At 37.9% G+C, this 23,683-nt stretch carries 18 protein-coding genes and 1 pseudogene; 13 read left to right on the plus strand and 6 right to left on the minus strand.

All coding sequences use genetic code 11. From position 1 onward, the window contains the following. Positions 1-98: 98 nt before the first annotated feature. From AB6T38_RS10995 to rapA, 3 genes are read right to left on the minus strand one after another with little or no spacing between them, the layout of a single operon-like run. Positions 99-989: a DUF3530 family protein gene (locus tag AB6T38_RS10995; protein WP_372547364.1), complete on the minus strand. Its 891-nt coding sequence runs from the start codon at positions 987-989 to the stop codon at positions 99-101. A 17-nt stretch (positions 990-1,006) separates the two neighbouring features. Beyond that, entirely contained in the window at positions 1,007-1,711 is a 705-nt protein-coding gene (locus AB6T38_RS11000) for an RluA family pseudouridine synthase (RefSeq protein WP_372547365.1), read from the minus strand. Between the two features lie 35 nt (positions 1,712-1,746). Next, positions 1,747-4,587, minus strand: a complete 2,841-nt coding sequence (gene rapA / locus AB6T38_RS11005; protein ID WP_372547366.1) for an RNA polymerase-associated protein RapA — start codon at positions 4,585-4,587, stop codon at positions 1,747-1,749. A gap of 394 nt (positions 4,588-4,981) precedes the next feature. Between rapA and AB6T38_RS11010 the strand changes: the two are divergent. From AB6T38_RS11010 to AB6T38_RS11040, 7 genes and pseudogenes are all read left to right on the plus strand, one after another. Beyond that, positions 4,982-5,968 (plus strand): annotated as a pseudogene (locus AB6T38_RS11010) (PhoH family protein); the annotation flags it as partial. A 137-nt stretch (positions 5,969-6,105) separates the two neighbouring features. Next, positions 6,106-8,439, plus strand: coding sequence for a hypothetical protein (locus tag AB6T38_RS11015; protein ID WP_372547367.1), 2,334 nt, complete (start codon positions 6,106-6,108; stop codon positions 8,437-8,439). A gap of 1 nt (position 8,440) precedes the next feature. Beyond that, positions 8,441-10,723: a hypothetical protein gene (locus tag AB6T38_RS11020; protein WP_372547368.1), complete on the plus strand. Its 2,283-nt coding sequence runs from the start codon at positions 8,441-8,443 to the stop codon at positions 10,721-10,723. Then, a complete protein-coding gene (locus tag AB6T38_RS11025) occupies positions 10,716-11,267 on the plus strand; it encodes a hypothetical protein (RefSeq protein ID WP_372547369.1) in 552 nt (183 codons plus the stop codon). Before AB6T38_RS11020 ends, AB6T38_RS11025 begins: the two co-directional genes overlap by 8 nt. Beyond that, positions 11,264-12,700: a tyrosine-type recombinase/integrase gene (locus AB6T38_RS11030; RefSeq protein WP_372547370.1), complete on the plus strand. Its 1,437-nt coding sequence runs from the start codon at positions 11,264-11,266 to the stop codon at positions 12,698-12,700. Before AB6T38_RS11025 ends, AB6T38_RS11030 begins: the two co-directional genes overlap by 4 nt. 622 nt (positions 12,701-13,322) lie before the next feature. Then, positions 13,323-14,708, plus strand: coding sequence for a PhoH family protein (locus AB6T38_RS11035; protein WP_372547371.1), 1,386 nt, complete (start codon positions 13,323-13,325; stop codon positions 14,706-14,708). A 44-nt stretch (positions 14,709-14,752) separates the two neighbouring features. Next, the gene (locus AB6T38_RS11040; RefSeq protein WP_372547372.1) at positions 14,753-14,986 is read left to right on the plus strand and encodes a hypothetical protein; all 234 of its coding nucleotides are present in this window, start codon (positions 14,753-14,755) and stop codon (positions 14,984-14,986) included. A 4-nt stretch (positions 14,987-14,990) separates the two neighbouring features. On the opposite strand, the gene AB6T38_RS11045 is transcribed toward AB6T38_RS11040, so the two are convergent. Further along, positions 14,991-15,284 (minus strand): hypothetical protein, encoded by a 294-nt coding sequence (locus AB6T38_RS11045; RefSeq protein WP_372547373.1) that lies wholly within the window; start codon positions 15,282-15,284, stop codon positions 14,991-14,993. 120 nt (positions 15,285-15,404) lie between these two features. On the opposite strand from AB6T38_RS11045, the gene AB6T38_RS11050 reads away from it, so the two are divergent. From AB6T38_RS11050 to AB6T38_RS11075, 6 genes are all read left to right on the plus strand, one after another. Next, positions 15,405-15,683: a hypothetical protein gene (locus AB6T38_RS11050; RefSeq protein WP_372547374.1), complete on the plus strand. Its 279-nt coding sequence runs from the start codon at positions 15,405-15,407 to the stop codon at positions 15,681-15,683. A gap of 140 nt (positions 15,684-15,823) precedes the next feature. After that, positions 15,824-16,075: a hypothetical protein gene (locus AB6T38_RS11055; protein ID WP_372547376.1), complete on the plus strand. Its 252-nt coding sequence runs from the start codon at positions 15,824-15,826 to the stop codon at positions 16,073-16,075. 606 nt (positions 16,076-16,681) lie between these two features. After that, entirely contained in the window at positions 16,682-17,041 is a 360-nt protein-coding gene (locus tag AB6T38_RS11060) for a hypothetical protein (protein WP_372547377.1), read from the plus strand. Between the two features lie 184 nt (positions 17,042-17,225). Then, a complete protein-coding gene (locus AB6T38_RS11065; RefSeq protein ID WP_372547379.1) occupies positions 17,226-18,368 on the plus strand; it encodes a hypothetical protein in 1,143 nt (380 codons plus the stop codon). 220 nt (positions 18,369-18,588) lie between these two features. Next, entirely contained in the window at positions 18,589-18,891 is a 303-nt protein-coding gene (locus tag AB6T38_RS11070; RefSeq protein ID WP_299073714.1) for a hypothetical protein, read from the plus strand. A gap of 207 nt (positions 18,892-19,098) precedes the next feature. Next, positions 19,099-19,266, plus strand: a complete 168-nt coding sequence (locus AB6T38_RS11075) for a hypothetical protein (protein ID WP_299073716.1) — start codon at positions 19,099-19,101, stop codon at positions 19,264-19,266. Between the two features lie 538 nt (positions 19,267-19,804). Here AB6T38_RS11075 and AB6T38_RS11080 read toward each other — a convergent pair. Together AB6T38_RS11080 and AB6T38_RS11085 are read right to left on the minus strand one after the other, a co-directional pair. Beyond that, positions 19,805-20,341, minus strand: a complete 537-nt coding sequence (locus AB6T38_RS11080) for a manganese efflux pump MntP family protein (RefSeq protein WP_149981322.1) — start codon at positions 20,339-20,341, stop codon at positions 19,805-19,807. 139 nt (positions 20,342-20,480) lie between these two features. Next, positions 20,481-23,681, minus strand: coding sequence for an efflux RND transporter permease subunit (locus tag AB6T38_RS11085; RefSeq protein WP_372547380.1), 3,201 nt, complete (start codon positions 23,679-23,681; stop codon positions 20,481-20,483). Positions 23,682-23,683: the final 2 nt, after the last annotated feature.

Below are 23,683 nucleotides of genomic sequence, written 5' to 3' on the forward strand. Positions count from 1 at the left end.
GTTCCCTAGGATTGGAAGAAAACTTATATCTGATTGAAATAACGAGAGATTAATTAGATATAAAAGATATAGATCAGGTACATTTGTGGTTAAAACCCTCACCAACCCATGTGGGTTAGCCAACCGTAAATTTCCTTTCCTAAACGAGCATATTGTTGGCTGTCCATAGTTTGGCCAATTAATTCCCTTTGCCGATACATCATTTTCAACGACTTTAGGGATTGTATTTTGCGCTGACTCACGGTTGCTTTTGCCCATGAGGTATCTGCAGCAGAGTACACATCAAGATAAGGCATGGGGGTTTGCGACACCCATTTAGGAAGTTGCTGGTTATAGCTACGATCTGGCCATTGTGGGCTAATTGATACCATGCCGTCTGGGTAATCCAATTTGTTTTCAGCATAAATTTTCGTTAACCAAGCCGCGCTAGTTCCTTGGGCGATGACTAAAAAGAAACCATTATATTGACGGGTTTTTTCAGCAATGGCGCGCATTTGCAGAATAATTTGTTGTTCATGTTGATCAAATGCTGCTTGTTCTATTCTATTAACAGAGGCTTTATTTAAAATATCGTCAGTTGTGCCGTTGCTGCTAGGACTTGGTGTTTGATTGGTCGTATCAGCCTGTTGATTCGCGTTCGCATTTTGATCCGGGGCAGGCCCAAATCCACTGGTGGGGGCTGGCATTATCATGGTTACCCAGCCTACGTTGTTCAGGGCTGTAGAAAGTTGAACTAGTCCATGTTCGCTAAATGGGTTTCTGCCTGATTCACTCACCATCACTGCAACACCGCGAGTGATGGGGGTGTTTGATTCTGCAATGACCAAAGGAATTTGTTTTTCACCCACTAAAAGCACATCGTATTGATCATCAAACTGACTGCGTTGAATATCGTTAAGGGCCGCTTCAGGTGATTGTAAACCATGGGCGGTGAGGCCGATCATCAATATGACTAAGCCAAGTATTGTGCTTAACGATTTTTTAACCACGTGTGCTCACAGCTCATTTAATTTCCATTATGTTCTATATCGGTTAGACCCGATGCAGACTTGAATGAAAACGGGCTAGGGCACTCAAATGCCATGGGTTCATTTGTTAATGGATGATTTAATTTTAAAGATTGAGCATGTAACTGCAAACGACTAGCACCTTGCAGAGCTTGCTCATGAGCGTAAAGCCTATCTCCCAATATTGGGTGGCCAATACTCAGCATATGTACTCTTAGTTGGTGGGAACGTCCAGTGATTGGCGTGAGCTCTACCAGAGACTCTTGCTCATCACTGGCCAAGCACTTGTAATGGGTTAACGCCTGTTTTCCGCGTTCGTGATCAACCATCTGTTTTGGCCGGTTGGGCCAGTCACAAATTAGCGGTAAGTCAATACTTCCTTGTTCTTCCTTAAGTTTACCAAATACTCTAGCAATATAAGATTTAGAGGTTTGACGCAGCTCAAATGCTTTGGAGATCTTACGATGGCTATCCATATTCAGCGCCAAAACTATAAGCCCAGAGGTAGCCATATCCAAACGATGAACAATAGTCGCTGTTGGAAAAGCACGTTTAACTCGAAGTTGTAGGCTATCTTTATGTTCTAGGGCTTTACCTGGAACGGTTAACAAACCACTAGGTTTGTTTAACACCAACATGCTCTCGTCTTGATAAATGATATCGAAATAGGGGTATCGGCTGGGGGCATAATTTAAAATCGCCATTTATACTGCTGTTTCCCTTGCTTTGTCATCGTTCATTAATGATTATTAACCACTAATCTTACCGCTTCTAAATGCACTTCAGCATTTCCCAAAGCATTGTTCAGTGCGTCCAACTGATTACGAATAAAGTCCAATTCTTCTTCCCGAATAGACTTGTTAACGACACTCAAACTTTGTAGGCGATTTAGTTCTTCTTGTAAACTATTTTGCATACTGTCGATACACTGCTGTTTAATATTTTCAGCTGAGTCCGTGGCTATAGCCGTCGCTTGATGTATCGCCTTTTCTATTTGCGATTGCAGCGCGTTGACCAGCTGAGCAGACATTTTAGGTTTCACCCTATCGAGCATATAAAACACTTTATCGGTTTGCTGACCTTTGGGATCAATAGTGATTTTAATCGGTGTGGCGGGCATATAACGATTCACTTGCAAGTGTTTTTCTGCTTTTGTAGATAGAACAAACAAACACTCTAACCAATAGTAACCAGGTGGAAGAGACTTATCCCTGTTCATCGCAATAGCACTTTTACCTTGCACATCGGTTGTGATGGTATCCATTGCATGTTGCACCATGGGGTGATCCCAACTGAAAAAGTGTACGTGTTCTAATTTTGTGGCTGTGTTGCGTTCATATGTGATGGTCATACCTTCTTCTTCAAGCCCTGGAAGTTGCGTATGCATAGATTCGGTCTGTTTTAGCAGGTAACAGTCGTCGTCTGTTTCTTCTTGCAGAACGCCTATGGTGTCGAATAACTGGGTCATGAAGCGCTCAAGTTTAGGGGAGTTATCTGAATCTTCAATCCCTTCGATAAGTTGTTGAACTTTACCTTTACCTGATGAGTTAATTTCTAATAGTTTATCTCTGCCTTGTTCCAATTTACTTTTCAATTGAGCATAAATAACTTGAGTGTTTTCAATGAGTTTGCGTTTGGCTAGTTCATCATGAGGGTTTTGAAGGGACGTCAGTAACATCTCTTCTACTTCTTCATAAACACTGGTCCCCGCAGGGCAGGTTAATTCAAAGGCGTTGAGTCCATCGTGATACCATTCCAACATAACCTGTTGGGCAGAGTTCACAAAAAATGGAACATGCACTTTCACATCGTGTTTTTGGCCAATCCGGTCGAGTCTACCAATACGTTGCTCCAATAAATCTGGAACTTGTGGCAAATCGAATAAAATCAAATGGTGGGCGAATTGGAAGTTTCGCCCCTCACTACCAATTTCACTACAGATTAGCACTTGAGCGCCTTCTTCTGATTGGGCAAAAAAGTTAGCTGTACGGTCGCGTTCGACAATACTCAATCCTTCATGGAATACGCCTGCTCTAATACCTGATTTACGACGTAACGCTTCAGCCAACATTAGGGCGGTAGATGCCTTGGCACATATAGCCAGCACTTTTTCTCCCCGTAGTTGCTGTAAATGGTCAATAAACCAGTCGATTCTGGGGTCGAAGTCGGTCCAACTATCGACTAATTCAGGGATCCGCTCTGGAGATAACAAGCGGCTTGAGTCGAGTTCAATTTCAAGGTGTTGTTCATATTCTTCAGGCATTTGTAAGGGGTAGGACAACAACTCTCGGGCAGGAAATCCGCTAACACCTGAACGACTGTTTCTAAACAACACTCGTCCGGTACCATGTCTGTCTAGAAGTTGGCGAATTAACTTCTCTCTACTCGCCTCATCGGCGAGTTCTACACTAGACACTAAGTCTTCACCGGCGAATTCCTGTACCGCTTGAATAGCCTCTTGGCTGAGGTTGACTTCAGTATCATCCATCGTTAGTAGCGGCTCTATTGCTTGAGCAAGCTGGCTATATTGTTGCTCTTCTTGCACAAACTCTTGATAACTATGGAAACGAGCCGGATCTAAAATGCGTAAACGAGCAAAATGACTTTCATGACCTAGCTGGTCTGGGGTGGCGGTTAATAAAAGCACACCTTTAGTTACTTGTGCCAACTGTTCTATTACTTCATATTCTTGGGAAGGTTGCCCTTGTGACCAAGTTAAATGGTGGGCTTCATCGACCACCATTAAGTCCCACGGAGCTTCACAAGCTTGCTGGAAATAACGGCTATTGTGGGTAAGGAAGTCGAGACTACAAAGCACTAATTGCTCACCTTCAAAAGGATTACCAGTTTCTTCAGCCATGGCTTGGCAGCGTTCTTCATCAAAGATTGAAAAGGCCAAGTTAACTCGTCTTAACATTTCCACTAACCATTGATGGACTAGGCTATTTGGCACCACTATCAGGATTCGCTGCGCCCTCCCGGTTAACAATTGTTGATGGATAATTAATGCCGCTTCTATGGTTTTTCCTAAACCCACTTCATCGGCTAGTAACACTCGAGGAGCATGACGGCGACCTACTTCAGATGCAATGTGTAATTGATGGGGAATAATATCAACTCGAGCTCCCAAAAAACCTAATAAGTCTGAAGTATCGTGCTGATATTGCTGAGTAATACATTTTTCGCGAATATCGAACCATTTAGGCTCATCGACCTGACCCGCTAACAGCCTCTTTTGTGGTTGGTTTAATTGAAAATGGTGATCGATAAAGGTTTCTTTTAAATCGACTTGCTCCTCAGTGTCTATGCGTTTGCCATGATAGGTTAGCATGCTGGATTGTTCGCTTACGCTTGCCACTATGAATTGCCAGTTTTCATGACTAGTGACCTTGTCGCCAATTTCAAATGTTACGCGGGTCAAGGGCGCTGATGCTGGGGCGTATGTGCGGGTTTCACCGATGGCGGGAAAGAGTATCTCAACGGTTCTGTTGTTTACGGCAATGATAGTGCCTAGGCCAAGTTCTGACTCAGTATTGCTAAGCCAACGTTGCCCTAAAGCAAAGTTGTTCGTTTGTGTCATAGTAGAAAATCTCTTGAGCTTTACAGGCCAATTCTAAGCATGCCTATTTTGCCAATTAAGGGCTTTCGCCAAATCATAAAGAGCGAGATTATAACGCTTATAATGCACTTTTGCAGTGTGTTATCACTGTGCTTTTAGTAAATAAGTATAGGTGCAAAAAGTAAAGACTAAAAATCATCCTATAAGTTTTAATTGAGGGTAATTGGCGGTACTGAATTGTTTATCAAGAATCCCTAGGCCCTAAAAAAGATATTGATCTATATGTGGTTTTTTATAACCGTTAAAGTCTTTTGTAAAAGTTGGTGAAAGTGCTGAAAAAGTGGTTTATGGTAACTATGGATTTAGTTAAAACCATGCGCCTATTTTCTATGCGGGCAGTTAAACGGAGTAGCGGATGCCAGAAAAAGCTGAAATAAATACTAAACTTTATGTGCTCGATACCAATATCCTCTTACATGAACCCCTCGCCTTTCTCTCTTTCAAAGAACACGATGTCGTCGTCCCCATGACGGTTTTAGAAGAACTAGATTACATCAAAGACAGTAAAAAAGACGTAGCTCGGGATGCAAGAGTCTCTATTCGTGCAATGGAGGATTTACTCCACGAAGCGACACCTGAACAAATGATAGATGGGGTGGCAATGTCAGGACTTGGCTCTGGTGAGTCAGCTCCTACGGGGCAACTTTCTATTTTTGCTGATCACGGATTGCCCTTTGAACAGCAGGTGTTCACAAGTAATGATAATGACAACCGCATCATCAATGCGGCCTTGCATCTGCAGAAGATTAAGCTTCCTAGGCAGGTGGTGCTGGTAACCAAAGATATCAATATGCGCTTAAAAGCCAAAGGAGCTGGATTAGCCCATGTTGAAGACTATCGAACCGACCAGTTAATCAGTGACATCAAGTATTTATCTAAGGGCTATCACACCTTCAACGGCGATTTTTGGCAATGTGTGAAAACCGTTGATAGTCGCACTGAGGGAAGAGATACGATTCACACCATTGATAAAAAAGCCTTACCAGAAGCCTATATCAATGAGTTTTTAATTGATGATGAAGAGCAATTCGCAGGTTTAGTGGAAAACATTAGCAGCGATACGTTAGAGGTGCTCGACTTAGGTTACGATCGTCTTATGGGGCGCAATGCATGGGGAATATCACCGAAAAATATCGGTCAAGCCATGGCATTCCATGCGCTACTTGATCCGCATATCGATTTGGTGATTCTGACTGGACCTGCTGGAAGTGGTAAGACTCTACTCGCATTGGCTGCAGCCCTAGAAATGGTCATCGAAAAAAATATGTACGATAAAATTATCGTCACTCGTAGCACCCCGGAAATAGCAGAATCTATCGGCTTCTTGCCCGGTACGGAAGATTTCCTAATTTACAGTAGTTGTCAAAAAGATATTGCGTTACCGTATTTAGTTGCTTGAGGCGTTATTTTGTGCTTTTGTTTTTATTGACAACTGTCAAAAAATAATGTTAGGCTGGGTAAAAGTAAAGTTTTATCCTAATGACAAATTTAATCGATACAAAAATATTATCGCAGTTTCCTTATAAAGTATTATCCGAATCGCAACGATCTACATTTGAAGAGCATATACTTAGTTGTACTGACAAAGTACAAAAGAACTATTCTCTTGTTCTAAAAATTCTTGACGCATATCTTTATTCTACTGAACAGCACTTAACTTTAAAGTCATTCAATAGTGGCAGCGAAATCAACCGTTATCTTTTATCAGTGATTGGTTTTATTTATGAAAGATTAGAAGGCTCTCTTACTCATAAATACAATTACAGCACCTACATGATTCAAGTGTTTTCTCATGTCGCTAAAAAGGCAAATGTAGCATTTTCTCCTCCATTGTTATCTAAAGTAAAGGTGCATGCCGACGTTCAAAAAATACTTGATGGCTTAAGTGGGATAGACGAAGAAAAGCTAAGCTTTTTCTCAGATTGGTTTCTTGAAGACAATTCCGGCAGCAAAATATCAGTAGAATTTTCTTTTATTAGAGAAGCATACGGTGACAAAGTAGCTCAACAGCTATTTTCTGCACTTTCACGTTTTTGTCGGAAGCATAAAGAACAGACGGTTAAAACTAAAATAAAGCATTTTAAAGGCTTGTTTAGGTTCTTTATTAAGTTAGCTGATGATTTTGCAACCCTTAAACAATACCTTCAGCCTAGCTTGGCGGTTAAGTATCTCTCTGTCATCTTCAATATTGAGCTGAAAAGCCATATCGATAATGGATTGAATGGACGTGCATTTGTAACAGCTTGGTCGATAAAAATGAGCATTTATAGAGAGTGTTTAATAACTTACTCTATTTTTGACGAGCCAATATTTCCATTACCCGTACCTAGATTTAGGCAAGCGATCACTTTATCAGGATCTCATAATTCATCGGGAAAGTCTGAAGGAAAAAGTTCCGGCATTTTTAATAATAAATTATTAACGAAAATTCCACTTGAGCGAACTGATAAAGAAGCCATAAAAGAAGTGATTAAGGATATTCGAAGGGATATAGGTCATGTGATCGGCATATCTGAAAGAGCAAGTGATATTAACTATTCAAGACTAAGACGTTTTGAACAAAATGCGGCTCTTGCAGCACCGAAAGAGCTTGGCGAAGTCATAGATTATCACTCAATCGATCAAAAAAGAGAGATTGCGTGTGCAACGTTTAATCATTACTTGTGGGCGCACCCCGGAAAAAAAGGGGGATATTCAACGTTTTTAGGTTATAGAGATCAAACTGAATATCTCAACAAATTGTTATGTATTCCCACATATCATGTTCTATATCCTCTTCTACTTTCTTTAGTACATGAGCACCCTAAGATAACAGACTCATGGTTATTGAATTGGCGATTTTATGATGATGGCGGAAAACCACTTGGTTATGTGAAAGTGAAAGATGGCTGGGTGATTCGAAGTGTCAAAAAACGCAGAGGCTCGGAAAATGCAGAACAGATTATCCCGCTAAACGATACTTCAAAAGTTATTGTTGAACGTATAGTTGAACATACTAAGTTGGCTAGGGCGTTTTTAAAGCAACAAGGAAACAATGACTATCAATATATGCTATTGATAGCATCTGTGGAAAAAGCACCAGCTAAGCTCAAAGGTATTACAAATTTAAAGAAAATAACATCCAGTTCTGTATTCACGAGAGGTTTATCTTTGCCATCTCCGCATGTATCTAAAGAAAGAGCACAAGAAGTCGCCAATATGTTGACTATTAACAGGCTAAGATCTAGCTCAGGTGTTGAAGTTTTCTTAAAAACCAATTCAGTTAAAAAAATGTGTGAAGCGCTAGGGCATAAAGAAGAAAGAGCTGACTTGGTTAATCGTTATTTACCTTTGCCAATATTGAAGTATTTTAAAAATCGCTGGATAAGGATTTTTCAGAATGCAATCGTATATGAAGCAATGAAGGATTCTAAGCATCTGCATAAAGCTATTGATGTATCGCCTGATGCGTTAGAAGAGTTTTTAGGAAACCATAGACTAAATAGTATGCATGGGCATGTTAAAGATGGAAATGTCTTTAATATTAATGATGCAAAACCTAAACAGGATGGGTCGATAGTTTTATCTACACCGCTACTGCGGATATTACTGTTTTTCTTTGAGGCAACAAGTGAAGAAATTGAACGATTAGATTATGTGGTTGAAACTATCAATACGTGGGAAGAGCTATCAACGTTGATAATTACTCAATTAGAGTATCAGTTGACGAGTAATGATGTCACATCAGAGTCGTTTGATGAAGAAGTGCTAGATATGTATAAAGAGGCCAAAACGAATCCGTTGACGATAAGTAATTTTAGAGTGAGAGGATGATATGAAATTAGTTGATGTTGAAAACAAAAGTGAATATCACCGTTTGGTCGTCGGACTTTCACCATTGGAGAGCTTTGTTCAAAGTAAAGAGTTGGTTGATAAGTATGTTGAAGGATATGACTCTGACATATTAGCTCCCAAATGGTTGCTTTCGAACTATCAAGATACAGTTTGGAGCATAAAACTAGATAGCGCTACTGTTAAGATAGATTTCGATGTCGTGTTTGTGAACAGTAAAGGAGGGTTAGAAAAGTTACTTTCTCCAGCACACTATAAGTTACTCAATACATTTAAATGTTGGTTGTTAATTCAATCGTCCTCATTACATAGTGGGTTTCAAAAACTATCGCACGCTACGATATCTAAAAAAATTAGGAATACTCTATATTTAATTGATTATCTGTTATTAAACTCGGATAAATTTCATTTGGAAAAACATTTTTCTAACTGGAATTCTGACTATGTTTATTCAATGTTAGCTGATCTATTTGATAAAGATAAAATAACCGTTGGTGTTTATAACACTGAAGAGCGACTAGCTAGTTATATTGAGCAGAATAGTTCTTCGTATACTGATCAAAAATTAGATGAACACTTTGAGAAATTGTCAAAGAAATTTACGCTTGATGACACTACAGTAGGTAATAAGAAACAAAGTCGAGAAATTACTTTTTTGATGTTGCAAGGGGCTTTTGATTTTAAAAAGGGAAGTAATCGATATGGAAATATTAGTGCTTCATTTCTGCGGAATAGGCTTTACTCGAACACTCTCTATGGTCACAGGGTTCAACTTCCAAGACCTAAGGCATACCAGATAACAGAATTGACTAGTTATAATCAAACTAGTGAATTTAAACAGCATCCTTTAAGTAAAAGATCTGAGGTTGGGATTTCTCATGCTTATTTTAGGACTATTCGCCAGAACTTCTTTTTATTGTCAGATATCCCTTATGTAGCAGAACATAGTGGGCTGGAAGTTGTGGAAATTAGTAGTCGCTTGTTTGGAGAAATAAATTTAGAAACATTGATGGCAAAGCCTGCGAAGCGAGCGGGTAGAACCATAACAATAGGTGCTGGTGAAATTCTAATTCAGATAAAAAATGCGTTTGAATTCATCTATGATAATCGAGAGGTTCTTTTTGATTCTATTGAAAGAGTGCTTGATGCTGGAGCCAAGGAAATAGAAGAGACTTCGCTACTAGAGTTCATTAACTTTGGCTACAAAAAATATTTATCTCCTGAGGTCATACAGTTGGGTGTTGAAGTGATCGGTTACGCTTCGACCGAGAAGGATAGATATAAGAAAAGAAGGGAAAATAAAGATTTATTCTTTCTATTTAACGTCCTCCAAGGCTCATTACAAATAATTGTCGGTGCGACTATGGCAAGAAGAATGGGGGAACTAGTCGATCTGCACCCATTGAACGCAATTACACCATCAGATGTAGATCCTGATGAGTCAAAAGATCAGGAGTTCAATCTTATTTTTGATAACAGAAAGTCAGGTGTCGCTTATGGTGGTGAAATTCTTAGAGAAGAGTTGAGTAGGCCCATATTGAATAGTTTGGCCTCACTAATTTATAAATGGCAAACATTTAATGCAAAAATAAATGAGCTGAGACTGGTAGAACACCTTGATAATATGGGGTTGTTTAACTCGTTAAGCTTTCAAACTTTGACTTTTAAAGAAGGAAATTCGGAATCTTTTGTCGATAACTTAGATGCCTTTTGTGATTACTTTGAAACTAGAACCTACGTTGATGAATATGGTATGACAAGAAGGCTTTATATTAGACAGCATCAATTGAGACGTTTCTTTGCCATGACTTTTTACTGGTCATATGGTTATGAAGCTGGTGAAACACTAAGGTATTTTTTGGCACATACAGATATTTCTCATTTAGAACGATATATCAAGGAAGAAATGACAGGGGAAGAATTACGAGGAGTACAAGCTGAAAGATTAATCGATGGCATTAAAAACGATGACATTACTAAGATAGGTGAGTTAGAAATCATTTTAAAAAATAGGTTCGGTATCAATAGCTTGGAATTTAGAACTTATGAAGAGATAAGTGAAGATGTAGAAGATGAAATTATCTCGTTGTCACCAGCGCATAAGCATGTTATCCCGCAAAGATACAGTGGATACGAAGCATTATTAGTATCTATAGAGCAAATGTTGGTAGATGGAGTAATTGATTTAAAAGCAGATTATGCTGTAGTAACCAATGATAATGGAAGTAAGGCTGAAGTTATGGATTTGGTATTGAAATATGAGTAGTCACTCTGAAAACAAAGAAAAAAAGTTAGCCTCAATCCAACGAAGAAGTGATTTTCTCAAGTTATTTGAAATAACTGAAGACGTTGGAAAGTTTGTTAAAGATGAGGAGTTGATCAACGCGCTTCGTTCTCAAACAAGCTGGGCCAAATTTAGTAGAGGTGATGAATTTATATCAATGTCTTTGAATTCTTTTAAGAGTCATTGCGAACAAGCTTTATTAGGTGGATTTAGTGCGTTAGATGCGCTTAGAGAAAATGCCTTAAAAAGTGTCGAAGAATATGAAAGGGAGAAAAACCGTAAAACAAGAGAAGTGAGGGCAGATACACGACAAGGATTGAATAGAAAAGTAGTTGAATTAGAAAAGCAACTCCTAAATGTTCGCGCATCAAATTTAATGCTGTCTAAAGCCATTGAAGTTACGCTTGAAGTTCTAGGTAGTTTGGCTGATTCATCAAGAGAACAGAAAGTTCTAAATATCATTGAGTCAGAGAGAAATCGTATTGATATTTTATTAAAGAAAAGCTTCAAATTAGATAAGCCATGAAAAAGCGTCAATTAAGAATAAACTTAGAAAATGTTGAAATTCCAGTATTTCATAATGTACTAAAAGGCGATTACAGGTATCGCACATTACCGAATATGCCTATGCTCTATTGGCCTAGTGGACTGCCATGTATAGAAGCAAATTTGTATATTATGAAAGGTATTATTACAAAAAGCTGGTCATTAAAAGGCAAAGGTGGAACTGCAAAAGCAAATGCTGATTTATTACCACATATCATCCGTTTCTGCTTTGAAAATAATATTCATTTTAGTGAACTAAATGACGCTTATTTTGAATTTTTCATAAACGGATTAATGGCTGAGAAGCACAATAAAGGTAAAAAGGTAGGGCGAAAGAGGAGAAGTAACACTCGTGTAGGACAAATTGGCCGTCAGACATTAGCTTTTTTAGTAGATATTGGAAAAAGGCTAAGTGACAAGTCGTTTATAGGGGAGTCAGGCTGTAGGTTGACGGTGGCAGAGTGTGAATACAAGGAGTATGGAAAAACAGTTACTTATTATAATCATGTATGTATTCCTACTAAAGATGAATATAAAAAACGTTTACCTGTCGCTATAAGCGATGTAAAGAAGTTAATGGCTTTTATTTCTGCTGGAGAAAATAAGAATCTTGTTGAAAGGAATAAGAGTTTAGTCAAAGCTTATAAAGCGACTGGAGGAAGACGTACAGAAGTGGCGAATCTTCGAGTATCTGATGTTGAAAAAGCGTTAGCAAGCGAAGAAAAAATTCCATTATTACGCTTAATAACACTTAAGCAAAAGGAACATGCGCTTGAACAAGATAAAGAAGAAAGGTTTGTTCCTGTCTACAGGACGACGCTAAAATCTATCGCTAAATATATAAAGCGAAATCGTTCAAGGGTACTCAAAAAAGTTAATAATTCCCTTAAAGAAAAAGGAATTAGTCCGTTAGTAGATCATGGTTTTGTGTTTATAGGCGAAAATAGTGGGTTGCCACTTGGTCCAGATACCATAACCACTTATTTTAATGGTTGGGCAAAAGATATAGGTGCAACAGGAAGTTTAATGGCTCACGCATTTAGGCATAGTTTTATTACTGACAAAATAGAAATGTTAATAGAGCTATTCAATTTGCAAGATGAAGGGGAGTTTAAAGCCAAGTTTGCTGTCGAAAAAGCATTTAAAGATAAAGTTATGGCTTGGACAGGGCATAAGCATGAAAAGTCTTTGTCTCCTTACATTCACTTAGCATTCAGTGAGTTATCGGGTGTTAATAAAGCTATGGATGCTGCACAAGTGGTATATGGTGTTAGCTCTGCAAAAGATGAAGTGAAAGAGTTAAAAGATAAAATTTTATCGGGTCAAATTAGTGGGGCTGAATTAATGGACGATGTTGGGCATATACTTGATGATATTTATGAACTTTTGGATGGAAAAGCGAAGGGTGGTTAATCATTACTTAGAAAGTGGTTGCTTAGTAATCACGTCATACATATAAAAAATCTTAAATTAACCGTTGGCTTTATTCACAATTTGATAGTTAACAGTATTTTTTTTGTTAGTGTTATTGGTAAGTATTAGATTAATTTTACTTTTCAATGTTGTATCATCGAAAAGTAATAATTAAATGGTTTTATGTGTTTTGATAATCTTTCAAGTAAATTAATAGGTGTTTAATATTTGCATGTTTGTTCGTAGGATAGGAGCGCACTGAAATAGTTAAAATTAGGCTGTTTTATACCCTTCCAATAATGTTATTTCTTACTCTAGAAGTAACAGATAAATATACCTCAAAATACCTCAAAAAATTAACAAAAGTATTATTAACGAATGCAACTCAATTAACAGTCTTATGGGGGCTTTGCTTTTGAATAAAATTAATATGGATTTAACCTGCAAGAAAGCACTAACAAAAATAATAAGCTTGGATAAATCTAAAATGATTAATAGTAATCTAGATCGACATTGTAAATTCAATTGGTATTTGAATGAAGAATGAACAAAAAGAAGTAATTGCAAGATATAGGGAGTTAATTATGAATAAATTAAGTGAATTTGGAAAAGGGGAGCTACTATGAAAAATTCAAATGAAAACAGAAATCCCCGCATACTAGATACCTCTGCTTTAGTACATGATCCAAAAAGCTTACTTGCATACAAAGATGATATTTATATTTGTTTAACTGTTCTTGAAGAGCTAGATAATTTAAAAGAACGAACTGATAAAAATGTAAGTCAAGATGCACGTGTTGTTATCAGAATGCTTGAAGACTTAATTAATGGGCATACTTCGGAAGAAATGGAGAAAGGAATTGAGCTACCGTCAACAGAGTCAGCAAAACGCGGTAAGTTATTTATTGGAATAGATACACAAATAGATTTTGCTAAAGAATTAAAACATGCAATAGGGAGTGACGCAGACAATCGTATTATTAATTATGCGTTGCATATGCAGAAGGAGCTTAAGCAAAATGTTACGATTGTTAGTCGTGATATTAATATGCGACTCAAAGCTAGGACTATTGGTGTTGATGCAGAAGATGTTTTAGTTGATAACCAGATTTCAGATGTTGACTTGCTTTATACGGGCGTACAAGCATTCGAAGGCGATTTATTCGATCGAATAAAGTCGGACAAAGACTTTAAGTTATCTGGTGAGGTGTACAAATTTCCAGTCAGCTTATTCAATGATGAAGTACAGGCCAGTATGTACTGGTATGACACTGCTGGACACATTGGGCTTGTTACAGAAGTTGCTGATGACAGTGTTTACACTAAATTACTACCTAGACAACAAAAAAAGATATGGGGCATTTCACCTAAGAACCCTCGACAGTCTGTAGCTCTTAGTCAATTAACAGACCCATTTTACGATTTAAATATCATCCTAGGCCCCGCTGGGTCGGGAAAAACATTTTTGGCGGTGGCTTCGGCGCTCCACCAAGTTTTGGAGTTGAAACAGTATAAAAAGATAGTGGTTGTGCGATCCAGAGACTTTATGGACGATGATCCCGGCTTTTTGCCGGGGGATTTAACTGAAAAGTCATTACCACTTTTAGCTGGTGTTACAGATGCGTTGATTTCAATGCATGCAGATGATAGTGATGATGAAAAAAGTACCCGTGCTACAGTTGAACACATCATAGAGCGAGCTAATATAGAGTTCACTTCAATGGCCTATTTCAGAGGTCGTTCTATAGATGATGCTGTTTTAATTATTGATGAAGCTCAAAATATGACCCGCGCACAAATGAAGGGAATGCTAAGTCGCGGTGGTAAAAATTGTCGCACTATTGTTCTTGGTAACCTCGCTCAGATAGATGATCGGTTCGTCACACCTGCATCTTCAGGAGCTAGTGCAGCAGTTAATATTTTTCGGAATTATGAAAAGGGAAGTGTATTAATTTTTGATGAAGTTGAGCGTAGTAGTTTAGCTGAATTTACAGAAAAGAATATGTAAAATTAATTCAGAGGCTGCCAGAGTTTTCTGGCAGCAAAAAGCAAATGATGAGCAACGTAGATACCCATCAATCAGAACAAAATATCCAATCGAGTGATGATGACTTGTCGCCTATTAAGCGTATCAATATTAAAAATGTCCGAGAGGCTATTGCTAACAATCGAATTGATGGCTTATCGATAAATCCTCATCTAGTAGAGAGAGTAATTGCAGCATGTAAAGATAATCAGAAACTAGATACTGAACAATTGATCAGAGAGTTTGTAACTCAAAATTAGTCAACTAGCGTTTTTTAAAAACTGCTGAAGCTGGTTTTAATTTTGTTTCACAAATAGCGCCAAATTTACTACCTGTCAGGCCAGAAAATATTTGCTTTTTTCTATATTTTTTAAGTTGACGTGCGTTCAACTTTTGAAGCTGATTAACCCTTTGATGATAATATTGTTGGCCCATTTTCTTTACTTTAGCGATAGATTCAAAAGTAACGATTGTGCTATTAGCGCGAGTAATATTATGCTGATTTTTGAAAAATGCAGTTAAGTGTTTTTTACGCAGACGTATCAATTTTCTTTGCATATTTTGTCAGTATGCGTGTGATATTTATGATTAATTGCTATCAACATTAAATGAAATTTATAGATCTTCCAAGTTTGTCATTTGCTATACTTAAACTTCAGCAATTCAAGAGTCAGAGATATGCCTTATTGCCATACTGTCTTTCAACAAATAGCTCTTGATGAAGTCGAGTCATTATTATCGACCTTTACTATCGAGAACTTCGTCGGCGGACGAGCAGCGTATCACTTAGGCAATGGCAGTTACTCGATAGATGCGGGCGAGAATGATATTCGTGCCATCTATGAAGGTGAGGTCGTTCGATTCTTTTGTCGTCACGAAAAAGAGATGCTTCGGTATGAGAAAAAGCTAAAAGTATTTGCAACCAAGCATGGTATTAAGCTTAGCACTAGCAGTTAAAGGCCCCAAAACGCTTAGACTGTAGTACAAGGTGATGAGGTTGGATTCAATAGTCTTTTACTAAGTTGATAATTTAGACTCAGTCAAGTTAAAAATATCGCACTAAGCAGTATAATAATTAATCGTAGGATAATTTTCGATTGGCAATTCATCAACATATAACACCAGTGAATAAAAGCGAACAAGAGATGAACGAAGATGATTTAGAAATACACACATGTGCATCGAAGTGTGATCCTCGAATTGGTGCTCATGTCGGAGTGGAAATAAGACATAAACCAACCAAAATAACTGTTCGCGAAATAAAGTTGCCGACCCAGTTTGCTAACAAAACTGAAGCGATGAAAAAATTGGAGCTTGAACTTATAGCGCTGATCCAACGCGGTTTTTAAGTTTCCTCACCACCACGAAGCCACAAAAAAGCTCCGTTATTTCAGGTAAGAGCAGGGCTTTGGATTCAAATTTGGTCTTTTTACTATTACTTCATTTCAGCCATCGGTTTCCGATTCAGAGCTGTAACTAAAACTGGCATCTATACTTTTCACCTTACTTCGTTTTCTAAATAAAAAGTGTCTACAGATTTAGGGGAAGATCATAATGCCCTTGGACGCGAAAGAAAAAAGCCTTCAAAATTGTTCCTTTTCTGATGGCAGTAATGAACTTGGAGCAGACTTTCTATCTTAAAAAATAGCCATTCTTTACGAGCAGCCACGTTCATTGATAACTCATCCTTTGAATGAATAATTGTTTATAGGGGGCTGTGGTAAACCATACCTGCTAATTTAGAATCTTAACATCTAATCACCAGTACTCAATTTAGTTGCATTTTGATATTAATTAATAGAAATCAGTATTAGAGACTATATAATAGCACCATTAGCAGCGGCGAGCTGCTTGTGATCATCTGAACAAAGTGGATTCACTCGTCATATTATTATTGTATCTGTGTGAAAAGTAGAAACGACGCGATGGGTTGTCATACTGCTTACAGGATCAGTATGTCCATTGAAAATGATAATCAACAAAGGCTGGAGAACGTTAAGCGTCAGGCTAAACGGCTTGCTAAAACTTTAGATATTCCTCTCACCCAAGCTCAATTTTTGCTTGCAAAGCACATCTATCTTGAAAATTCTTTTAGCGATATTAAAACTAAAATTAAGTCTAGTGAGTCAACCGGAAGAATGTTCTTAGCTAATGTATCTCCAACAAGCTGTGAAGAAGTTCAATCTACATTTTTAAATGACTTAGATGACTTATTAATTTCTATTCAAAACAGTCAAATAACAGCGATTTGTAAAGGCAATGCAAGAGAGTTAGTACTGAAAGTTTTCGGTTTTCCGATGAATATTAAAAGCTAGTACTTCCATTTTTCTTAATACGTTATTATGATAGATGCTGGTTGACTGGACAGCCTGCACCTGCCGAATGCTTCGCATTTTAGGGCAAAGTGGATTCATTCAGAAAATTTGTATTTACGTTAGTATAACGAGCCTTGGCGGGTGTTTGTTTTACATTCTTTCTAACAATAAGAGTAACGTGAGTATGTATAATAATTTAACTAAAAATATCTATCTTCAAGCAAAACGTACCTCAAAAATCCTTGATATTCCCCTAACTCAAGCTAAAAAACTAATAGCTCAGTCGATCTATCAATGCCATGATTTTAATGATCTGTGTAATAAACTCGATAGTTACAGCTTAAAAGCTTCGGTTTATCCATATTGCAAATTACATCCAAATTCAGATGAGGACTCCAAAAGCCATATTTTAAATAATATTGATATTTTGACTGAGCGACTTTCTAAATATTTAACAGCTCCTTTGTGTCAATATTCATTATTAGATCTGATTTGGAAAATATTTGGGTTTCACAATAAAGCACGGTTAGATCAAGCTTTTCCTCATTTTCCTATGGAAAACTGGCGGCCTTACGAACCCGTCTCAAAAGATAAGGTTAGTGTTCTGTATAATGACTTTAAAATAAATAATGTGTCTTTTAGAATGCTGCTTACGAAACTTGTTTGTGCTGATATGTTTATTAACAACACTCAAAATGAACTAACAGTATTAAAAGATGAGCTTTCCAAATTCCAACATGCTCCAATCCTTTGGCATGATTTTAATGAATGGGAAGCTAAAGTGTTCTCTTATTTTAACTCATTTGGTCTTAGCGAAGACAGTCGTGACAAAATGTTTGGTAAATTAGTTGAACCAGTAACTAAGACTCAAAAAAAATTCCAAGATACTCTTTATAAATTCATGCAAGTTTTAACTGATGAATTCGTAGGAACAAGCATCCGTAATTGTGATTTTGACCAAGAATTTTTATATGTTGTAGGTTTTCCAGTTTCTGAGAGAGCAGAAATGAAATCCTGTGCTGAGTTTTATCTAACTGAAAGCCACATCAATAATGGTAAGTGTTTATTTAGTATTGGCGACAATATAATTGCTTTAGAGCTATTTGAAGTCGATAGTGAAGGAAAATATACTGGGGATGCTGAAAGTTATTATACAGAGTTATCTGATGTGTTACAGAAGTTTGAAGGCGCTACGCGACAGCATATTCTGATTAATAGTAGACGGTACGAGGCTTATCTGCGACTTACGACTAATGCCGAGTATGTCTTAAATAAAAACTCAGCAATTACATTAGTTGATAACTTTGGTGTTGAGCATTGCGAGTGATTATATTCATAAAAATTATATAATATCTCAATGCTACCGCATTGCCATTTAACCACATTAGTATCATGTTAGGTCATGGCTTTTCATAAATAAATCCAGTTTCTCGAAACTCGGAGTGGGAATCATTCAACTAGTCTACTTATGTGCTTTAAAATAACGTGTAGCTAACTTTAATTGACCATTACATACAGTTGTTAGCTTTTTTTGGTAGGAGAAATCAGTGAAAGTTTACGCAGAAAAATTTGTTGAAACAATTGTAGATAAAATTTGTGATGTTTGTGAACAGAGCGTTATGATTGAAGTAAATGAGCACAAATATGAAGAATCCGGTGAGTTAAAAGCTAGCTTTGGCTATGGCTCAAATGAAGATGGCAATGTTTACCATCTCGATTTGTGTGAGAAATGTTTTAAAACAGCAATTTATGCACTTAGAGATGAGCGCCGAAGTATATTCATGTTTGATGATAATAAAAATTTAAGGGATGAAAAGTTCGGACTAGATCTAAAACGTTCAGTTAGATAGACAGGCTCCTTCAAGCAGAAACGTGACTTCGGCCCAGCCTGTGTGAAAACTACTTGAATAACGAAATTTGTCTCCAAAATAATAAAAAACACGTACGTTAGATTACATTATGAGCAAGTTTTCTAACGAACTAAACCAACTAAGTTTTCTTGAAAACACTAGCTTTTGAGCTATTTTTAATAATAAATGAATTCACGGACGATCATCATGCAAGCTCCTCCAGTTGTACTAGTCAAAACTTGGCTTCAAGTTCTTAAATCTGATATTGATAAAGATTATAAAAATGAAGTCGAAAATAAAATAATAAAAGTCTTCGGAAACATAGAGATTGCTATCATATATTTAGAAGAGAATGCTGGTGTCTATGAATTATGACGTAGAAGTATTCCTCGTTTAATGTCGTCTGACCCATCCAAAAGCAGTCATTCGTTTCAAATCCAAGTATGCCCCAAAGTTGCTTAACATAGAGCCTAAAAAGGCTACCTTAAACACCGTTAATTTGGAAACTTCACAAATTTTTAAGCTATTAACAGTATAATTCTGCTACTTTCTTCTCAGAGAACCACTCATATAAAACAAGTAATATAAATAACGTTTACAGTGTTATCGTTATCAAATCACCAACAATAACACTGGCAAGCTGTCGCTGACTTTCAGCGCCAACATTGTTAGATATTAAACCTTGAAAATAAACCTAGCGTAAAAGTTATTACGGTCATTAATACTGGCCTCAATCTAGAGGTTGCGTCCTCAAAAATTGCACTAGATGAGTCAAAACTATCTATGAAATGTTGGTTAATACCTTTGGGGGAATGGAGCTGTAAATGCCCTCCTATTCGAGAAGGGCAAGTTATTGCTTTAGCAAATAAACGATTTAAATTCTTATGTGTAGTGTCAAGTAAAAATACCGGGATTACAGTAACACCTTAAAAGCAATAAGTATTAGTACAATGCCACCTAGTAGCTCTGCCTTACTTTCAAGTAAGGTTCCACTTTTAGAGCCAATATATATACCCAGCCAACTTAAAGCAAAGGTGGTAAAACCGATAGTCAAACAAGCGGTCAGAACATTAACGTCCATTAAGGTTATTACGTAACCTGCGGCCATCGCATCAATGCTTGTTGCAATAGCCAATGTGAGTAAAACGCGGTGAGTGATTTGAGATATGTCTTCTTCAATACCTTCTGCAAATGATTCATAAATCATTTTACCACCGACGCAGAATAACAGTATAAATGCTATCCAAGGCGCATAATCGTCTACCCATGAAGATACGCCTTTGCCACTAAAATAACCAAATAATGGCATGACACATTGAAAAAAGCCAAAGTAAAATGCAGCTTTTAAAGCTAGTTTATTTAAATTAGTTGGTTGTTTAGCACCTAAGCCAACAGACACAGCGAAGGCATCCATACTTAAGGCTAGAGCAAGAATTAAAACGTCAAGCACTTAGTTTTCCTCAAATCTTTACTATCGTCTTTCAAGTTAATATGTTGTGGTTTAGTGATTTTGGCCACTACAGTTAAGATTGTAATCCCACACAAAACGTCACTTAAGTGTGAGATATTCGTTCATTATAAAAATTTTTCTATCTAGATAATTCTTTTATTTTCTTCCTAGAAAACCAACTGTATAAAACAGGCAGCACAAATAATGTTAATAAGGTTGCCGTAATTAATCCTCCGACAATAACACTTGCTAAAGGACGTTGTATTTCAGCACCAACACCGCTAGACATTAACATTGGGATTAAGCCCAATGCTGAAGTGATAGCCGTCATTAATACGGGTCTTAATCTAGAGGTTGCGCCATCAAAAACGGCTTTGGAGGTGTCTAACCCATCTTTAATACGTTGATTGATGCTCTCTACCATTACTACACCGTTTAATACTGCAACGCCGAATAAGGTAATGAACCCCACCGAGCTAGGCACTGATAAGTATTGGTTTGACAAATACAGAGAAAACACACCACCAATCACAGCAAGAGGTACATTGACTAGTATCAACATAGCCTGACCAACGGAGCCAAAGGCAAAGTAAAGCAATAGTGCTATTAACCCTAATGATAAAGGAACCACTATAGCTAATCTTTTTTGCGCACGCTGCTGGCTTTCAAATTGTCCACCAATAGAAATAGAATAACCGGAAGGCAAATTAACCTTTTTGGCTATTATCTCTCTGATATCAGCTACAACACTACCCATATCTCGATTTTGGACGTTTGCTTGAATAACCACTCGTCTTTGTACATCATCGCGCCTGACTTGCGGTGGACCAGACTCAAATGAAACGGATGCAACATCACCTAAGCGCACCCAAGCCCCAGTTGGTGATTGAAGTCGAATATCTGAGATAGCTTCTTTGTTTCGACGATATTCTTCTTCTAAACGTACATAAATATCGTAGCGTTCATTGCCGTTAATAATTTGCCCTGCCTCGACGCCACCAATGCCGTCTCGCACAACCTCCATTACGTCGATGACGGACAGGCCAAATCGTGATAATTCTTGTCTATTAGGCTTGATCACTAATTGAGCTTCACCAGCAATTTGTTCTAAAGCGACATCTCTAGCACCATCAACTTCTTTAATAACTGCTTCAATTTCCTGACCTTTATTGGCTAACACATCAAGCTCTGGTCCAAATAGCTTGATTGCTAATTGCGCTTTTACACCTGATAATAATTCATCAACACGAGTGGCAATGGGCTGAGAAAAGTTAAGTAGCAACCCCGGAAACTCTTCCAGTGACCTTTCCATTTTAGCTTGAAGTTCATATCGATTAGAAGCGCTTGTCCACTCAGAAACTGGTTTTAATCCTATATAAATTTCTATGTTGTTCACAGGCTCTGGATCTCCACCTATTTCAGCTCGTCCAATTCTGCTCAGGGCATAAGTTACTTCAGGAAAGGTCATTAATTTTTCTTCTAGAATTGGAGCAACAGTAAGTGCTGTATCTAAACTAGAAGAAGGAGCGAGGGTTGCTCTTAAATTAATCGTCCCTTCCTCTAGCTCAGGAACAAATTCAGTGCCAATAAATGGCACTAATGCAAATGCAGAGATAACTAAAACAAGTGAAGCTGAAATGACTAACTTCGTGCGTTTTAATGCGAAAGTAAGCCCTTTTCTGTAAAGTTTGTCTAAAGGTTTTAGTACGAAACTTTCTTTTTCTTTTACACCAGTTTTAAACAGATAAGTAGCCAGAGCAGGCACAACAAACAAGGCCACCATGATGGCAGATACTACCGCTAAGATGATACTGATTGCCATAGGTTGAAAGAGTTTTGCTTCTACCCCTTCGAAGCTAAATAATGGCGTAAATACCACTAAGATAATAGACGCTGCAAAAAATACCGGACGGGCGACTTCTTTGCCTGCTTCCTTGAGACGCAATTCAATACCGTGATCATCATGCTCAACATCGTGTGGGTCTGTGTCAGAGGCAGGAACTCTAGCGTGAACACTGTCTGAGTGAGTTGAATCTGGCTTATTTAAATGTTTAAACATGTTTTCAACCATCACCACCGAACCATCGACCAACATACCAATAGCCACAGCAATTCCACCCAGTGACATAAGGTTGGCAGAAATACCCCACCAAGCCATGATCATCAAAGCAATGCCAATTGAGATAGGAATTGAAATTAAAACCAAAAAGGTTGCCCGTAGGTTCATTAAGAAAAGCGCCAGTACAATACAGATGAAAACAAAAGCTAATGCTAGTGCTTCAACGACGGTATTAACTGCTTTCTCAATTAAATCAGCTTGATCATAGAAGGGTTCAAAGCGAACGCCTTTTGGAAGCGCTTGATTAATCAGTGGTATTCTTGCATTGATTCCATCAATGGTGGCCTTAGTGTTTGACCCCATCCGCTTCAATACAATACCTGAAACCACTTCACCTAGATTCTCGACTTTGCCCTCTGCTGTTTTGCGAGTCATGGTAACAGCGCCTTGTCGAATTTCGCTGCCCATTCCAACTTTTGCTATGTCAGAAACGGTTATTACTGTTCCATCGAAGGTTTTTACTGGTACTTGCTTGATATTACCGATGCCAGCATCTCCACTTTCAAACCACCCCGTACCTCGAATGACCAGTTGTTCTTGGCCTCGATTCATATACCAGCCGCCAACATTGGCATTATTGCTATCTAGGGCTGTGACGATATCGTCTTGGGTTAGGTCGTATTCAAGAAGTTTTGAAGGATCAATGTTTACTTGGTATTGCCTAACGTTGCCGCCAAAAGACAGAACGTCAGTAACACCATCGACGGGCATGATAAGTAGTTTGACAATCCAATCATTGAGACTTCTAAGTGCCATCGCGTCAAAACCAGCGTCTTTATCTGATATCAATAAATATTGAAATACTTGACCTAACCCAGAGGTGTTCGGTCCCATATTCGGTGTACCAACACCTTCTGGGATCAATTCTTTTGCCGCTTGAAGTCGTTCAAAGACAAGTTGCCTAGCAAAGTAAATATCGGTGCCTTCTTTAAAAACGACAGTGACACCAGATAAACCTGTTTTAGAAATCGAACGTACTTGCTCAACATCAGGCAAGGCGTACATCACAGCTTCTATCGGATAAGTAATAAGTTGTTCAACTTCTTCGGCTGCCAATCCGGGCGCTTCAGTATTCACGGCAACCTGAACGTTAGTGACATCAGGGAAGGCATCCAAATTTAACTTTGGAATAACCATTATTGCACCAACAATAGAGGCAAAAAGAGCGATTAAGATAAGGAGTCGGTTGTTTACGGACCAATCAATAATTTTATTAAACATTG

This window comes from Aliiglaciecola sp. SL4, from assembly GCF_041538045.1.
Classification (GTDB): Bacteria; Pseudomonadota; Gammaproteobacteria; order Enterobacterales; family Alteromonadaceae; genus Aliiglaciecola.

Coding starts and splice junctions, on each gene's coding strand:
- AB6T38_RS11000 (WP_372547365.1), bottom strand. CDS start 1,711: ATGGCGATTTTAAATTATGCCCCCAGCCGATACCCCTATTTCGATATC.
- rapA (WP_372547366.1), bottom strand. CDS start 4,587: ATGACACAAACGAACAACTTTGCTTTAGGGCAACGTTGGCTTAGCAAT.
- AB6T38_RS11015 (WP_372547367.1), top strand. CDS start 6,106: ATGACAAATTTAATCGATACAAAAATATTATCGCAGTTTCCTTATAAA.
- AB6T38_RS11020 (WP_372547368.1), top strand. CDS start 8,441: ATGAAATTAGTTGATGTTGAAAACAAAAGTGAATATCACCGTTTGGTC.
- AB6T38_RS11025 (WP_372547369.1), top strand. CDS start 10,716: ATGAGTAGTCACTCTGAAAACAAAGAAAAAAAGTTAGCCTCAATCCAA.
- AB6T38_RS11030 (WP_372547370.1), top strand. CDS start 11,264: ATGAAAAAGCGTCAATTAAGAATAAACTTAGAAAATGTTGAAATTCCA.
- AB6T38_RS11035 (WP_372547371.1), top strand. CDS start 13,323: ATGAAAAATTCAAATGAAAACAGAAATCCCCGCATACTAGATACCTCT.
- AB6T38_RS11040 (WP_372547372.1), top strand. CDS start 14,753: ATGATGAGCAACGTAGATACCCATCAATCAGAACAAAATATCCAATCG.
- AB6T38_RS11045 (WP_372547373.1), bottom strand. CDS start 15,284: ATGCAAAGAAAATTGATACGTCTGCGTAAAAAACACTTAACTGCATTT.
- AB6T38_RS11050 (WP_372547374.1), top strand. CDS start 15,405: ATGCCTTATTGCCATACTGTCTTTCAACAAATAGCTCTTGATGAAGTC.
- AB6T38_RS11060 (WP_372547377.1), top strand. CDS start 16,682: ATGTCCATTGAAAATGATAATCAACAAAGGCTGGAGAACGTTAAGCGT.
- AB6T38_RS11065 (WP_372547379.1), top strand. CDS start 17,226: ATGTATAATAATTTAACTAAAAATATCTATCTTCAAGCAAAACGTACC.
- AB6T38_RS11075 (WP_299073716.1), top strand. CDS start 19,099: ATGCAAGCTCCTCCAGTTGTACTAGTCAAAACTTGGCTTCAAGTTCTT.
- AB6T38_RS11085 (WP_372547380.1), bottom strand. CDS start 23,681: ATGTTTAATAAAATTATTGATTGGTCCGTAAACAACCGACTCCTTATC.